The following is a 15,164-nucleotide window of genomic DNA, read 5'->3' on the forward strand; positions in this document are numbered from 1 at the left end:
ATCAGGCAGCTTTCTTTGCGTTCTGTTCTTCCAGCTTGACCAGCACTTCGGCGGCCCATTCCTTGGGCGCCATCGGGAAGCCGAGGCGGGCGCGGGAGTCGAGGTAGGCCTGGGCCACGGCGCGGGCCAGGTTGCGGATGCGGCCGATGTAGGCGGCGCGCTCGGTCACCGAAATGGCGCCGCGGGCGTCGAGCAGGTTGAAGGTGTGGGCGGCTTTGAGAACCTGCTCGTAGGCCGGCAGGGCGAGCTGGTTGCCCATCAGGTGGACAGCGGTTTCTTCGTGCTTGCCGAAGGCGTGGAACAGGAAGTCGACGTTGCTGTGTTCGAAGTTATAGGCCGACTGCTCGACTTCGTTCTGGTGATAGACGTCGCCGTAGGTCAGGCCTTCCGTCCACGTCAGGTCGAAGACGTTTTCGACGCCTTGCAGGTACATCGCCAGGCGTTCGATGCCGTAGGTGATTTCGCCGGTGATCGGCTTGCAGTCGATGCCGCCGACCTGCTGGAAGTAGGTGAATTGCGTCACTTCCATACCGTTCATCCAGACTTCCCAACCCAGGCCCCAGGCGCCGAGCGTCGGGTTTTCCCAGTCGTCTTCGACGAAACGCACGTCGTTTTTCTTGAGGTCGAAACCGAGGGCTTCGAGCGAGCCGAGGTAGAGCTCGAGGATGTTGTCCGGGGCCGGCTTGAGCACGACCTGGAACTGGTAGTAGTGCTGCATGCGGTTCGGGTTCTCGCCGTAGCGACCGTCCTTCGGACGGCGCGACGGCTGCACGTAGGCGGCTTTCCACGGCTCCGGGCCAATGGCGCGCAGGAAGGTGGCGGTGTGGCTGGTGCCGGCGCCGACTTCCATGTCGTAGGGCTGGAGCAGGGCGCAGCCCTTGTCGCTCCAGTATTGCTGCAAACGCAGGATGATTTCCTGGAAGGTCGGTTTCTTGGTCGTGCTCATCGGATGCAATCGGTGATGTTCTGAGACGCACGATTTTACTTGCTTTTGCCATGGATGGCGCGGAACGAAGCCTGCGGCATACTGTCTTCAGGGTATCTGAATGGAAAGCGGGAATGAAAATGGCGGAAACGACGATGTCGCAAAAAGCGACGCTGGGCGGGGGGTGTTTCTGGTGTACCGAGGCAGCTTTTGAGCAACTGGATGGGGTGATTTCGGTGCTGCCCGGCTACATGGGCGGGCACGACCCGCACCCGAGCTACGAAGCCGTGTGTCGCGGCGACAGCGGTCACGCCGAAGTCGTCCAGATCGAGTTCGATCCGGCGAAAATCGATTTCGAGACGCTGCTCACGGCCTTCTTCACGATTCACGATCCGACCACCCTGAACCGCCAGGGCCACGACGCCGGCACCCAATACCGTTCGGCCATCTTCTTCCATGATGCCGGCCAGCAGGCCGTTGCCGAAGCCATGATCAGCCGCCTCAACAGTGATGGCATCTGGGACTCGCCCATCGTTACCGAGGTGACGCCGGCGTCGACTTTCTTCGTGGCCGAGGGGTATCACCACCAGTATTTTCGGCGTAATCCTTACCAGGGATATTGCATGGCCGTGGTGGCGCCCAAGGCGCTCAAGTTGCGCCAGGTTTTCGCCGGGCAGATCAAGGCTGGCTAGACGATTCCGTGGCGATTCCACGGTCGACCGGAAAAAACGGCCAAAATTGAAATGTCGTATTTCGGCCTGTTTTTTCCGGGGCGCCAGGGTGCCGTTTTACGTGCGTTTGTTGCGGCGATGCAACACTGAGTGCTCCATGTGAATCGCGCCGGATTGACAATAACCATATAAATCAATACACTGGGATCAATGCTGCGGTGCAGCACCGGTTTTCGTGGCAATCCAGTAGTCTGGCTGCGGTCTCCAGCGCTCCCTTTTGCGGGCGCATGGCCGGTGTCGTACCCCCTGTAACCGTTCGCTGTCGAAGATGCTTTTTGGCAGTGGCAACAGTGAAGGAGGTCGCATGTTTACCTCAACAGTTTTCCCCTCATCGATGCTTCGCCTGTCGGCGCTCGCGTCTTCAATGTTTCAGAAGTTCCTGATGCTGGCCGGCGTATTTTTCGTTCTTGTCCTGGTCGGCGTCCAAAGTGGCAACCCCACCATGCTCGGCGGCTTGAAGTTCCTGCTGCCGGCGAGCGAGGAAGTGGCGCTTGATGACGAACTGGCGGTCGACGATATCGATCCTGCTGGCGAAGCGCTCAGTGCCCGCATGCGTGGTGCGATGGAGTACGTCTCCCATCGCTATCGCGTGGCGCCGGATGCCCTCGAGCCCATTTTTGCCACGGCCCAGGCGGCCGGCCGGCAACTGCATCTCGATCCGCTGCTCATCATCGCCGTCATCGGCATCGAGTCGCGCTTCAACCCGTTCTCCGAAAGCGTCGTTGGCGCCAAGGGCCTCATGCAGGTGATGCCGCGTTTCCATCAGGACAAGTTGCCGGAAGACGCCGACCAGGCCGCCTTCCTCAACCCGGTGATCAATGTTCAGGTCGGCGCTCGGGTGCTCAAGGAATCGATTAGCCGCAACGGCGGACTGGAAAACGGTCTGCAGCAATTTGCCGGGGCGATAAGCGATCCGGAGCGGCGCTACGCGACCAAGGTTCTGGCCGAAAAGCAGCGCCTCGAACAGGCCGTCCAGCATCTGCGGGCCAGCCGCACAACCCAGGCTGCCGTGGCATCGGCCAGCAAGGCCGGCTAAAGCGAAGGCGCCGGTCCGGGCTGTTGTTTCCGGCGCTGGCCGGTAAGCCTCAGCTTAGAGATCGGTGGCCGGCGGGGCGTCGTTGATAAAGTCGACCAGTTCCCGGACAAAGCGCTCGCGTTGCCACTGGTGCGGCGAATGATCAGTACCTTCGTAAATGCGCAGCACGGCGTTCGGGATGTTGTCGGCGACGTAGTGCGCGGTCGATGCGTGGTAGAAATTGCTTTCGCCGCCATAGACCAGCAAGGTCGGTAGCGGGATATTGGCCAGCACGTCGCGATAATCGGCGGCGGTCAGGCTCAGCCAGCAATTGATCAGCGGCTCCGGGTTCTGGGCCTGCAGCGCAGCGCGCGAGCGTTGCCAGCCCGAGGCGTTCTGCAGGTACTTCTCCTCGGCCCGCTTGTTGAGGCCGTGCGCCGTCAATTTCAGCACACCCTCGGCAAAATCGTCGCGCAGCCATGAGACCAGCTCGTTGTTGCGGTCAACGCCAAAATCGCCGTAAATACCGTGTTCCCAGTCGTTGGCCGTCAGCAGCTTGGGCGACTGGTCAATGAAGCAGAGCTTGCCGAGGCAGTGCGTGCCGTGGTCGCGCAGGTATTGCCAGAGGGTCAGGGCGCCCATCGAATGGCCGACGGCCGTGGCATCGTGCAGGCCGTAATGGTCGATCAGGTTGCGCAGATCGCGCGCCATGCGTTCGACCGTCGCCGAGCCGGGGTGGGTCAGCGCATGGCCGCCGTGGCCGCGCGCATCCCAGCGAAAAACGCGGTGCCGGGCATTGAGCTCGGCCATGAAGGGGAACCATTCCTGGCTGCTTGACGTCCAGCCATGGAGCAGGATCAGCGGCGAACCCTCGCCGGAAATCCTGACGTGAATCTTCTCGCCATCGTCGGCCACGAAATGCGTCATCGGCTCACTCTTTGAAATCGTCAGGCCGCCAGTATAATCGCCGCCATCAATACGCAGGAGTATGGAAATGTTCGACTGGAGAGACTACGGCAACGGCATCATCGCCTTCGACGCCGGCTACGTGCGCCCGATCCTGGCCGCCATCCACATGATCGTCGACGACGGCCGCGTCGCCTTCATCGACACCGGCAGCAACGACTCGCTGCCCAATGTGCTGGAAGCGCTGTCCAAGGTCGGCCTCGGCCGCGATGCCGTCGATTACGTCATCCTCACCCACATCCACCTCGACCACGCCGGCGGTGCCGGCTCGCTCATGCGCGAATTCCCGAACGCCAAACTCGTGGTCCACCCGCGCGGTTCGCGCCACATGGCCGAGCCGTCCAAGCTGGTGGCCGGTGTCACCGCCGTCTACGGCAAGGAATACGTCGATACGGTCTACGGCGACATCCTGCCCATACCCGCCGAGCGCATCATCGACGCCCAAGAAGGCTTGACCATTCAACTTGGCGGCCGCGAACTGCTCATGATCGACACTCCGGGCCACGCCAAGCACCACATCTGCATCGTCGACCAGAAAGCCAAGGCCATCTTCACCGGCGACATGTTCGGGCTTTCGTATCGCGAATTCGACGTCGACGGCCGCCAGTTCATCCAGCCGACGACCAGCCCGACCCAGTTCGACGTAGCGGAAATGCGCGCCTCCATCGACCGCCTGATGAGCTACGGTCCGCAAGCCATGTACCTGACCCACTACGCGCAAGTCACTGACCTGCCGGCCCAGGCAGCCAACCTGCACCGCCGTCTCGACGCCCACGTCGCCATCGCCGAAGCCCACGCCAACGATGGCGAAACCCGCCAAGCCGCGACCAAACAGGAACTCACCGCCTACCTGCTGTCCGAACTGCGCACCCACGGCTGCACGCTGCCGGAAGCGACCATCCTCGACATCCTGGCGACTGACATCGAACTCAACGTTCAGGGGCTGACCTGGTGGATTGATCACCGCGACTGAAAAAGGTGAATCCATGATCGTGGGGTAATCCCACGGTCAACCGGAAAAAACGATCAAAATTGAAATCTGCCGGCCTCGTGTCTTGACGCAATAAAGCCCGAAAGCGATCCGCTTCCGGGCTTTTTAGTTGGTGGCGTGGAGGTTCAGAGCATCGACCACTCCGCGTCCTGCTTGCCGGGCGGGTGCAGTTCGGGGCGGCTGGGCGTTGGCGCTGCTTTTGACTTGTTTGGCGCGGGCAGGGCGCGGGCAATCTTGCCCAGCTTGAAACTCGAAACCTGCCGCTTCAGTTGTTCCGCCTGTTCTTCCAGCGACTCGGCGGCGGCTGCGGCTTCTTCGACCAGGGCGGCATTTTGCTGGGTCACTTCGTCCATCTGGGCGACGGCCTTGTTGACCTGCTCGATGCCGATGGTCTGTTCGACCGAGGCGGCGCTGATGCCGGCGACGATGGTGGACAGGCTGGAGATGGCGGCCATGATTTCGCTCATGCTCTGGCCGGCCTTTTCAGCCTGGCTGGTGCCGTGTTCGACCTTGCTGGCCGACTCGCGGATCAGGGCGGAAATCTCCTTGGCAGCCTGTGCCGTGCGATGAGACAGGGCGCGGACTTCGGTGGCGACGACGGCAAAGCCCTTGCCCTGTTCGCCGGCGCGGGCGGCTTCGACGGCAGCGTTGAGGGCGAGGATATTGGTCTGGAAGGCGATGCCTTCGATGACGCTGATGATGTCGCCGATTTTGCGCGAACTGTCGCGGATTTCGAGCATGGTGGCGGCCGAAGCATTGACGATTTCGCCCCCTCGCTGGGCGATTTCCGAAGCGGACTGGCCAAGGCGGTTGGCCTGTTTGGCGCTGTCGGTGTTTTGCTGGGCGGTGGCGGTGAATTCCTCGATGCTCGCCGCCGTTTCTTCGAGGCTGGAGGCTTGTTCCTCGGTGCGCACCGAGAGGTCGCTGTTGCCGGCGGAAATTTCCTTGGCGGCGGTCGAGATCGCATCGACGGCGCCGACGACGTTGCCGATCAGCTCCTGCAGGTTGGCTACGGTGGCGTTGAGGCCTTCGGCCGTTTCGCCAAACAGCCCCGGGTAATGCTTGTCGATCTTGTGCGTCAGGTCGCCCTCGGCCAGCGCTTGCGACACCCAAGAAATGTCGGAAAGCGCCTGTTCGGCTGTCCTGCTCAGGCTGTTGAGCAGGTCGATCAGGGTCTTGGCGTAGCCCTGCTTGCGCGTCGTATCGATTTGCTGGGCGAAATCTCCCTGCGCCGCTGCATCGACAATCGAGCGGACTTCGTCGACTACCTGCACCAGTGCACTCACCGTGGCATTGACGGCGCTCGCCGTCTGCCCGAAGGCGCCGGGATATACCGCATCCACTTTTTGCGAAAGATCACCGGCGGCCAGCGCCGAGGCGACGCGCGAAACGTCCTGCAGGCTGGTGTCGGTGACGACCATCAGTTGGTTGAGGGCGGCGGCGATTTCCTTGCCGAAGCCCTGTTTGTCGTCCAGTTTGATCCGCTTGCCGAGATTGCCCTTTTCCGCCGCATGGACCATTTGCCGGATTTCATCGACGAGACCGTCCAGGCTGTCCTGCATCTGTTTCATGGCGGCCAGCATGCTGGCGGTGTCGCCCGGCTGAACGACGACGGTGCCGCCCAGATCGCCGCGGGCGATGCGGTTGGCCACCGCGACCGCTTCGGCCGGTTCGCCGCCGATTCGCCGATGGAGCGATGTCGCCAGCGATTTCATGCCGAACATGACCAGAGCGCAGCCCAAAATACTGGCGATGATGGCGACGACGCTATTGGTCTGGCTGGTGTCCATCAGCTGCTTCATTGACGCTTCGGCAAACTGGCCGGCCACGCCGACCGTCTCCTCGACGCCTGTCCGGTGCGCTTCGTAGTGTTGGCGCATCTGCCTGAGCGAAACTTCGAGCGCTACCGTGTCCTGCGCGGCGACGGCCGGCAGGAACTTGTTGTCGAGTTCGGCCCAGAACTGGTCGGCCTGACTACGCTGCTCGCCGAGCAACTTCTGTTTTACGCCGGCATCGAGGTCGCTCTCGGTCCAGTATTTGTTGCGATCATCGTAATCCTTCTTCAGCTGACGGATTTTTTCGATCAGTTTCGGGCGCTGATCGACCGCCGCGCTGGCAATGTCGTAGGCCACCAACTGGGCTTCGATGACATAGAGCGGCGGCGGCAGAATGTCGGCCACGACATCCTTGCCCTGTCCCATTAACGTGGCCGCTGACGAGACTTTTTGCAGGGCGGCGATGCCCACACCGCCGACAATCAGCAGCACCACAAAGACCATCAAGGATATGACGCGCAGAAATTTGCCCAGCGGCATATTTTCAAGAAATTGCATGCTCATTCAGCCTGTGGTGAAGGGATGGGAAGAAAGTGGAAAATCGCAAGCGAGCGGGGATTCAGCGCCCAATTATAGAGGGAATCTTTTCGTTGAATGTTTACACGACAGAGCCCGGCAATGCCGCTTCCATGGTCAACCGGGATTACGAAGTGAAACGTAAAAATGGCCTGGTTTTGAAAATCCAGCGCTTTCTTTTTTTCTCTTTTTCCGGACAGGGTTTCCAAGTCTGACAATTGTCACCGATTCATTGCAATTAAGTACATTCTGCCAAGGCTGCTTTCAAATCCTCATCGCCAATAGGCTATTCTTGTATGAATTTTGTTTTGTCGAGGTTTACAAATGCCTACGAAAGTTGATTCAGGCAAGAATTTCAAGGGGAAAACAGGGGTTGTCGCATTGGTTCCCGATAAGTGGAACGGAATATGGATGCCGCGCCATCATGTGGTTGGGCGCTTGGCGCGGCATTTCGAAGTGGTTTGGGTCGAGCCAGCAGCGGGCTGGCGCCAGTATTGGTTTCCCGGCTCAGCCAAGGAGAAAACGATCCAGTCGATCCAGCCAGAGGTATTTGGTGTCACCCTGTTTGATCCCGGGCGATGGCTGCCGGAACTTTACCGCCCGAAGATGCTGGCTGACTGGATTCGGTCCCGGAGGGTGGCGCGGGCGCGCCGGATACTCGAGAAACGCGGCTGCGACCGCATTGTTCTCTATCTATGGCGCCCGGAGTTTGCTTTTGCGCTCGACGCAATCCAGGCCGACTTGACCTGCTATCACATTGACGACGAATATAGTTTTTCGGTGAATGACCAGCCGAACGATCCCAACGAAGTCGCGCTGATCGAAAGCGTTGACCTGGTCGTGATCCACTCGCGAAAACTGCTGGAGAAAAAAGGCGGCATCAACCCAAATACCATGCATGTGCCAAATGGTGTTGATTTTGCTGCCTACCAGTCGCCAGCGCCCGAACCTGAAGACATGGCGTCTATTCCGCGGCCGCGCATGGGCTATGTCGGCGTGGTCAAGTCGCAACTCGACTTGGGTCTATTGCTGCAACTCTCCGTCGAGAAGCCCGAATGGTCATTCGTCCTGGTCGGGCCTATCGGCTATCTCGGAAACAAGGCCAACATTCTTGATCTGCTTGCTGAGCGACCCAATGTTCATATTTTGGGAAATCGCCAATTGCACGAATTGCCCGCATACATGCAGGCGATGGACGTCTGTATGATGTGTTACGACGTTTGTGATTACACCAACAATATCTATCCGTTAAAACTCAATGAGTATTTGGCTACCGGTCGGCCGGTGGTGTCTTCACCGATTGATTCAGTGCTTGAGCTTGATCATGTCGTCCGGATTGCGGAAAGTCCCCAGCAGTGGGTAATTGCCCTTGAAGAGGCAATGCAGGAAGATCGGAACAGACCTGTTGATATTGAGTCCAGGCAGCAACAGGCCAGTCTCCACGACTGGGATGCACTGGTTCAAAAAATCGCCGACAAGTTCGGTGCCTAATTTTAATTGAGGACGGATAGCGTGAGTAGAATCAGGTCATTGGTCACCGGCGGGGCCGGCTTTCTCGGCTCACATCTCTGCGAGCGTCTGCTCGATGACGGCCACGAGGTTATATGTGTCGACAATTTTTTTACCGGGCGGCGCGCCAATGTCAGCCATCTGCTGAACAACCCGCGATTCGAGGTGCTGCGTCATGACGTGACGTTTCCCTTGTACGTTGAGGTCGACCATATCTACAACTTGGCCTGTCCGGCCTCGCCGGTGCATTACCAGCACGACCCGGTGCAAACAACGAAAACCAGCGTGCACGGCGCGATAAACATGTTGGGTCTGGCCAAGCGACTTGGCGCCAAAATTCTCCAAGCTTCGACCAGCGAGGTCTATGGTGATCCCGAAATCCACCCTCAACCGGAAAGTTATTGGGGTAAGGTCAATCCCATCGGTCCGCGCAGTTGCTATGACGAAGGAAAACGGTGTGCCGAAACCTTGTTCTTTGATTACTACCGCCAGCATCGAACCCGAATCAAGGTTGTCCGAATCTTCAATACTTATGGCCCCCGCATGCTTCCTGACGATGGTCGCGTGGTCAGCAACTTTATCGTCCAGGCGCTGACCGGACAGCCCATCACAATTTACGGAGATGGCAGCCAAACTCGCTCTTTTTGCTATGTCGACGATCTTATCGAAGGAATGGTACGGGCGATGAATACGCCGGACGAATTCACTGGCCCGGTGAACCTCGGCAACGCGGACGAATACAGCATGATCGGACTGGCTCAGGAAATCATCCGGTTGACCGGTGGGAAGGCGGAAATCATCTTCAAGCCCCTACCGGTTGATGATCCGAGACAGCGCCAGCCCGACGTTTCATTGGCAAAAGATATTCTTGGCTGGCAGAGTGGAACCTCTTTGGAGAATGGGCTCAACAAGACCATCGAATATTTTTCGAAAGTCCTCGTCGCCACGCCGTAAGCCGGCCTGCGCCCCTGTTCGGGTATTGAGGTTCAGTGGCCGCCGAAAGGTATTTCGGTCGTTGAATGACCTGCAGAAATTGTCTGCAAATGGCGAGCGTCAGCCAGTTCGCCGACGCCGTTTCGATAGGCCAACAAGGCCTAGAGCTACCATCAAGCCCAGCGCCAGCCAGTTTCCGAGGCGGGCATAGGGCGTCAGGCCTTGGTAGGCGCGCACATCGCCGTGCAGCACGCCTGTCGTGAAGGCGGGCAGGGTGGTGCTGACCCGGCCCTGGGCGTCGATGATGGCGGTCATCCCGGTATTGGTGGCGCGCAGCATCGGGCGGCCGGTTTCGGCGGCGCGCATCTGGGATATCTGCAAATGCTGCGGCTGGGCCAGCGAATGACCGAACCACGCGGTATTCGATAGATTGGCCAGAATGCCGGCCTGCGGCAGGGCGCGGATGATTTCCTCGCCGAAGACGTCTTCGTAGCAGATGTTGGCCGCCACGTGCTGGCCGGCCACGGCCAGCGGCGTCTGGATTTCCGGGCCGCGGGTGAACGACGACATCGGGATGTTGGCGTAGGCCATGAACCACGCGAAGCCGGCCGGGATGAACTCGCCGAAGGGGACCAGGTGGTTCTTGCTGTAAACCTGCAGCGGTGAGTTGCCGACACTGACGGCGCTGTTGAAGTAATTCTCGCCAACGCCGGTCAGCGTGCCGAAAATGATGTCACCGCTCTGGCGCCTGGCCAGCGTTTTGAGTTCATCAAGGAATTCGCCCGGAATCTGGTCGATGAAAACAGGGATGGCCGTTTCCGGCAGGACGGTCAGTTGTGCCGGGTTTTCGCGGATCAGTTCACGGTATAGGTCGAGGGTACGGAAAAAGGCTTCCGGCCGGAATTTCATTTCCTGCGGCACGTTGCCCTGGACCAGCGCGACGCTGATCGGCTTGCCGACTGGCGTCGTCCATGCCACCTGCTGCAGGCCGAAGCCGCCCATGGCGAGCAATGCGGCAAAGGGGGCGCCGACTCGCCAGTGGACGAGCAGGGCGCCACTCAGCGCGACGAGTAGTGACAAACCATGCACGCCGAGCAGCGGCGCGAAGCCGGCCAGCGGACTGGGCGCCGCCTGCGAGTAACCGACGGTAAGCCACGGGAACCCGGTGAAAATCCAGCCTTTGAGCCAGTCGACCGCAGCAATCAGCGCGGCGAAGAGCAGTGCCTGCCGCCAGAACGCTGCCGGTTGCCAGCGCTTGAAGACATAGCCGGCGACCATCGGAAAGAGCGCCATCACGGTGCAGAACAGAAAGGCGGCCGGCCCGGCCAGCCACCACGGCATGCCGCCGAACACCGAAAGGCTGACAAAGACCCACGACACGCCGGTCAGGAAAAAGCCCATCCCGAAGGCGAGACCAGTGAGCAGGCCCTGACGCGGACTTTCGGCCGCACGCAGCAGCCAGAAGAAACCGAGCCAGACAAGCGGCGCCAGCCAGAACAGGCCGAACGGCGCGAAGCAACCGACACCGACGACGCCTGTGGTCGCGGCGATCAGATAGCGCGCAGCCCGGTTTCTAGCCAGTAATGTCTTGAGCACCGGCAAGTGGCTTGGGTGCCGGTGTCACCAGCAGGGTGTAGAGGCGGCGGCTGTCGGCGCGCAGCACCTGGAAGCGGACGCCGTCGATGTCCATCACTTCGTTGCGCTTCGGCACGCGGCCGAGATGGCGCAGGACCAAGCCGCCGACGGTGTCGAATTCCTCGTCGGAGAAGGTGGTCTTGAAGGCTTCGTTGAAGTCTTCGATCTCGGTGCGCGCCTTGACGCGGTAGCGGCCGGAGGTGTCGAGGCGGATGTTGTCGTGGGTTTCGTCGAAGTCGTATTCGTCCTCGATGTCGCCGACGATCTGTTCGAGCACGTCTTCGATGGTGACCAGGCCGGCGACGCCGCCGTATTCATTGACGACGATGGCCATGTGATTGCGCGAGACGCGGAATTCGCGGAGCAACACGTTGAGGCGCTTCGATTCGGGGATGAAGACGGCCGGACGCAGCCAGTCGCGCAGGTTGAATTCGGGTTCAATCTGGACGCGCAGCAGGTCCTTGGCGAGCAGCACGCCGAGCACCTTGTCTCGATCGCCATCGACCACCGGAAAGCGCGAGTGGGCGGCTTCGATGACGACGGGAACGATTTCGCTCAGCGGGTCGTCGATGTCGATGACATCCATCTGGGCCCGGGGAATCATCACATCGGTCACGCGGGTGTCGGAGGCGGCGAGCGCGCCTTCGATGATAGTCAGCGCATCGGCGTCCATCAGGTTGCGCTCGTAGGCGCCGTGCAGGATTTCTAGCAGCTGTTCGCGGTCTTCAGGTTCGCGCAGCAGCAGGGAAGTCAGTCGTTCAATGAAACTCGGTTTACTGTCACTGTCCATAATGTTTAAACCGCATACGGGTCTGGATAACCCATGGCGGCGAGAATCTCCCTTTCTTCGTCTTCCATGGCTTGGGCATCATCGTCGTTTTCGTGATCCCAGCCCTGTAAATGCAGCATACCATGCACCGTCAGGTGCGCGTAATGCGCGGCCAGCGGCTTGTTCTGCTCGGTTGCCTCGCGGGTGACGACGCTCGGGCAGATGACCAGGTCGCCCGTCACCACCGGCTCCGTATCGTACGGAAAGGACAGCACATTGGTTGCGTAGTCCTTGCCGCGGTACTCGTTGTTCAGCGTCCGGCCTTCGTCGGCGTCGACCAGGCGGATCGTCACTTCGCCGCCGCCGACCAGCGCGGCACGCGCCCATTTAACGAAATCTGCACGCAAGGGTAGGCCCTCACGATTACAGGCATATTGCACCGACAGGTTAAGGCGTTTGCTTGGTGTTGGATTCATAGGCTTCGACGATGCGGGCGACCAGCGGGTGGCGCACCACGTCTTCCTTCTTGAAATGGGTAAAAGCCAGACCGCGCACGCCCTTGAGGATGCTGATGGCTTCGTTGAGGCCGCTCTTGTGGCCCTTGGGCAAGTCGATCTGGGTGATGTCGCCGGTCACCACCGCCTTGGCGCCGATGCCGATGCGGGTCAGGAACATCTTCATCTGCTCCGGCGTCGTGTTCTGCGCTTCGTCGAGGATGATGAAGGCGTGGTTGAGCGTGCGGCCGCGCATGAAGGCAAGCGGCGCGATCTCGATGGCGCGCTTTTCGTAGAGCTTGCTGACGCGGTCGGCGCCCATCAGGTCGTAGAGCGCGTCGTACAGCGGCCTGAGATACGGGTCGATCTTCTGCGTCAGGTCGCCGGGCAGGAAGCCGAGGCGCTCGCCGGCTTCGACCGCCGGGCGGGTCAGGATGATGCGTTCGACCAGATCGCGCTCGAAGGCATCGACGGCCGAGGCGACGGCAAGATAGGTCTTGCCCGTGCCGGCCGGACCGATGCCGAAGGTGATGTCGTGTTCCTGAATATGCTTGAGGTACTCGACCTGGCGCGGCGTGCGGCCGTGCAGTTCGGTCTTGCGGGTGATCAGTTGCGGGCCGTCGACCGGGCCTTCGGCGCGGCGCGACACCCGGCGCACCGGGGCGTTGAGCAGTTCGATCAGGCCGAGCTGGATTTCATCGACGGTCAGCGCCTGACGGGCCATGCCGTAGAAATGCTGCAGCGCTTCCACGGTCAACCGGGATTTTTCGCCAAAAACGGAAAACCGTTCGTTGCGCCGACGGATGACGACATCGAAAGCGGTTTCGATCTGCCGGATGTTTTCGTCGAGCGGGCCGCACAGGTTGGCGAGCAGGACGTTGTCGACCGGCGCCAGGGCGAGTTCCACAGGCTTGGTCTTGGGTGCGGGCTTGGCCCGCACCGCCGGTTTAGTCTTCTCGGATGACAATTTCGCCTCGCAGCGTGTGCGACAGTGACGACGTGATGCGGACATCGACGAAGGTGTTGATCAGCCGCGGATTGCCGGCGAAATTGACGATGCGGTTGTTGTCGGTACGCCCGGCCAGTTCATGCACGTCCTTCTTCGACGTGCCTTCGACCAGCACGCGCTGGATGCTGCCAACCATCGTCTGGCTGATCGCCTGGGCCTGTTCGTCGATGCGCTTCTGCAAACGCAGCAGGCGAGCCGACTTGACCTCGGCTGGCGTGGCATCGTCGAGTTCGAGCGCCGGGGTGCCCGGGCGCGGGCTGTACACAAAGGAGAACGAACTATCGAAGCCGACTTCGTCGATCAGCTTCATCGTCTTCTCGAAATCCTCGTCCGTTTCGCCTGGGAAGCCAACGATGAAGTCCGACGACAGCGAAATGTCCGGCCGCGCCGCGCGCAGCTTGCGGATGATCGATTTGTATTCGAGCGTCGTGTAGCCGCGCTTCATGGCCGCCAGTACACGGTCCGAGCCGGCTTGCACGGGCAGGTGCAGGTGCGATACGAGTTTCGGAACGTTGGCGTAGGTATCGAACAGGCGCTGCGTCATCTCGCGCGGATGTGAGGTCGTGTAACGGATGCGCTCGATGCCCGGCACTTCGGCGATGTACTCGATCAACATTGCCAGATCGGCCTTTTCGTCGGTCTCGGCCATGTCGCCGCGATAGGCATTCACATTCTGGCCAAGCAGCGTCACTTCGCCGACGCCATTGGCGGCCAGTCCGGCCACTTCGGTCAGCACGTCGTCGAACGGCCGCGACACCTCGCCGCCGCGGGTGTAGGGCACGATGCAGAAGGTGCAGAACTTCGAGCAGCCTTCCATGATCGAGACGAAGGCTGAAGCACCCTTCACTTCGGCCGGCGGCATCGAATCGAACTTCTCGATTTCCGGGAAGGAAATATCGACCGCCGCCTTGCCCTTGGTCTTGCGCTCGGCCATCAGCTGGGGCAGGCGATGCAGGGTCTGTGGCCCAAAGACGATATCGACGTACGGCGCCCGGGCGACAATCGCATCGCCCTCCTGGCTCGCCACGCAGCCGCCAACGCCGATCACCAGATCGGGATTTAGCTTCTTCAGGTGACGAACCCGGCCGAGGTCGTGGAAAACCTTCTCCTGCGCCTTCTCGCGCACCGAGCAGGTGTTGAACAGGATGATGTCGGCTTCTTCAACGTTGTCGGTTCGGACAATCGGCTCGGAGGCATTGAGCACGTCGGCCATTTTGTCCGAATCGTACTCATTCATCTGGCACCCGAAGGTGCGGATGAATAATTTCTTGGGCATGGGTAACACTTTACAAATCAGTGGGTGCCGCTTAGGTCATCCTGCGGCACAAAAGTTCGCCATTATAACCGACCGGAAATTCGGTTGACCGGCCAAGCCCCCGCAAACTATAATCCGCGCCCTCAAGCGTGGTGATGTAGCTCAGTCGGTTAGAGCGATGGATTCATAACCCATAGGTCGGCAGTTCGATTCTGCCCATCACCACCAGAAATGCCAAAACCCGCTGATTCGTCAGCGGGTTTTTCTTTTTTGGCCCCGCAATCTGGGCCAAATATTGCTAGTACTACCTCGTGGTTTCGTTTTTCTGAAAAGCGAGGTGCGTCATGAATGAATTCCCGAACTCATTTAATGCCAACCCAGCGTTGACCGAAGAGGCGATGTTCTGGATGCGTTTGGCCGCATTTGCCGGCGTTTCGGAGTATGTGCTGTCGACGGGGCCTTCGTTGCTCGATGCCGAGGAGCTTTTGTTCGGCTATTGCCTGCCGGGCGATCTGCCTTCTCGCTATGCCAGTCTTTCCGGCGGTGTGGCGAATCCGCGCGTGCTGGTTTAGCTGTCTGCC

15 protein-coding genes and 1 tRNA gene are annotated in these 15,164 nt (G+C 60.2%); 8 read left to right on the plus strand and 8 right to left on the minus strand.

The features are described 5' to 3' along the window. Position 1: 1 nt before the first annotated feature. Positions 2-946: a glycine--tRNA ligase subunit alpha gene (gene glyQ, locus AC07TV_RS03730; protein WP_494647058.1), complete on the minus strand. Its 945-nt coding sequence runs from the start codon at positions 944-946 to the stop codon at positions 2-4. A 113-nt stretch (positions 947-1,059) separates the two neighbouring features. On the opposite strand from glyQ, the gene msrA reads away from it, so the two are divergent. Together msrA and AC07TV_RS03740 are read left to right on the plus strand one after the other, a co-directional pair. Then, a complete protein-coding gene (msrA, locus tag AC07TV_RS03735) occupies positions 1,060-1,617 on the plus strand; it encodes a peptide-methionine (S)-S-oxide reductase MsrA (RefSeq protein WP_494647059.1) in 558 nt (185 codons plus the stop codon). 343 nt (positions 1,618-1,960) lie between these two features. Beyond that, the gene (locus AC07TV_RS03740; RefSeq protein WP_494647060.1) at positions 1,961-2,692 is read left to right on the plus strand and encodes a transglycosylase SLT domain-containing protein; all 732 of its coding nucleotides are present in this window, start codon (positions 1,961-1,963) and stop codon (positions 2,690-2,692) included. A 54-nt stretch (positions 2,693-2,746) separates the two neighbouring features. Here the strand turns inward: AC07TV_RS03740 and AC07TV_RS03745 are convergent, their stop codons facing one another. Beyond that, the gene (locus AC07TV_RS03745) at positions 2,747-3,598 is read right to left on the minus strand and encodes an alpha/beta fold hydrolase (RefSeq protein WP_494647061.1); all 852 of its coding nucleotides are present in this window, start codon (positions 3,596-3,598) and stop codon (positions 2,747-2,749) included. 67 nt (positions 3,599-3,665) lie between these two features. Between AC07TV_RS03745 and AC07TV_RS03750 the strand changes: the two genes are divergently transcribed. Then, on the plus strand, positions 3,666-4,610 hold the full coding sequence (locus AC07TV_RS03750; protein WP_494647062.1) for an MBL fold metallo-hydrolase: 945 nt from the start codon (positions 3,666-3,668) through the stop codon (positions 4,608-4,610). Positions 4,611-4,753: 143 nt separating this feature from the next. On the opposite strand, the gene AC07TV_RS03755 is transcribed toward AC07TV_RS03750, so the two are convergent. Further along, a complete protein-coding gene (locus AC07TV_RS03755; RefSeq protein ID WP_494647063.1) occupies positions 4,754-6,961 on the minus strand; it encodes a methyl-accepting chemotaxis protein in 2,208 nt (735 codons plus the stop codon). Positions 6,962-6,996: 35 nt separating this feature from the next. On the opposite strand from AC07TV_RS03755, the gene AC07TV_RS03760 reads away from it, so the two are divergent. The 3 genes from AC07TV_RS03760 to AC07TV_RS03770 all read left to right on the plus strand — a co-directional run bounded on the left by AC07TV_RS03760 (position 6,997) and on the right by AC07TV_RS03770 (position 9,442). Continuing rightward, positions 6,997-7,194, plus strand: a complete 198-nt coding sequence (locus tag AC07TV_RS03760) for a hypothetical protein (RefSeq protein ID WP_494647064.1) — start codon at positions 6,997-6,999, stop codon at positions 7,192-7,194. 109 nt (positions 7,195-7,303) lie between these two features. Next, entirely contained in the window at positions 7,304-8,470 is a 1,167-nt protein-coding gene (locus AC07TV_RS03765; RefSeq protein WP_494647065.1) for a glycosyltransferase, read from the plus strand. A 39-nt stretch (positions 8,471-8,509) separates the two neighbouring features. Next, the gene (locus tag AC07TV_RS03770; protein WP_494647066.1) at positions 8,510-9,442 is read left to right on the plus strand and encodes a UDP-glucuronic acid decarboxylase family protein; all 933 of its coding nucleotides are present in this window, start codon (positions 8,510-8,512) and stop codon (positions 9,440-9,442) included. Between the two features lie 99 nt (positions 9,443-9,541). On the opposite strand, the gene lnt is transcribed toward AC07TV_RS03770, so the two are convergent. The 5 genes from lnt to miaB are packed head-to-tail and all read right to left on the minus strand — an operon-like array spanning position 9,542 to position 14,604. Next, positions 9,542-11,017, minus strand: a complete 1,476-nt coding sequence (lnt, locus tag AC07TV_RS03775; protein WP_494647067.1) for an apolipoprotein N-acyltransferase — start codon at positions 11,015-11,017, stop codon at positions 9,542-9,544. Next, a complete protein-coding gene (locus AC07TV_RS03780; protein ID WP_494647068.1) occupies positions 10,995-11,846 on the minus strand; it encodes a CorC family transporter in 852 nt (283 codons plus the stop codon). Before AC07TV_RS03780 ends, lnt begins: the two co-directional genes overlap by 23 nt. Positions 11,847-11,851: 5 nt before the next feature. Then, entirely contained in the window at positions 11,852-12,301 is a 450-nt protein-coding gene (gene ybeY / locus AC07TV_RS03785; RefSeq protein WP_494647069.1) for an rRNA maturation RNase YbeY, read from the minus strand. After that, a complete protein-coding gene (locus AC07TV_RS03790) occupies positions 12,273-13,286 on the minus strand; it encodes a PhoH family protein (RefSeq protein WP_494647070.1) in 1,014 nt (337 codons plus the stop codon). The genes ybeY and AC07TV_RS03790 overlap by 29 nt, the downstream gene beginning before the upstream one ends. Then, positions 13,267-14,604 (minus strand): tRNA (N6-isopentenyl adenosine(37)-C2)-methylthiotransferase MiaB, encoded by a 1,338-nt coding sequence (gene miaB, locus AC07TV_RS03795; RefSeq protein WP_494647071.1) that lies wholly within the window; start codon positions 14,602-14,604, stop codon positions 13,267-13,269. Before miaB ends, AC07TV_RS03790 begins: the two co-directional genes overlap by 20 nt. A gap of 130 nt (positions 14,605-14,734) precedes the next feature. Between miaB and AC07TV_RS03800 the strand changes: the two genes are divergently transcribed. Together AC07TV_RS03800 and AC07TV_RS03805 are read left to right on the plus strand one after the other, a co-directional pair. Continuing rightward, positions 14,735-14,811: transfer RNA gene (locus AC07TV_RS03800), tRNA-Met, on the plus strand. Between the two features lie 116 nt (positions 14,812-14,927). Continuing rightward, the gene (locus AC07TV_RS03805; protein ID WP_494647072.1) at positions 14,928-15,155 is read left to right on the plus strand and encodes a hypothetical protein; all 228 of its coding nucleotides are present in this window, start codon (positions 14,928-14,930) and stop codon (positions 15,153-15,155) included. Positions 15,156-15,164 lie beyond the last annotated feature (9 nt).

It is taken from the genome of Azonexus sp. GW821-FHT04F04, from assembly GCF_059420025.1.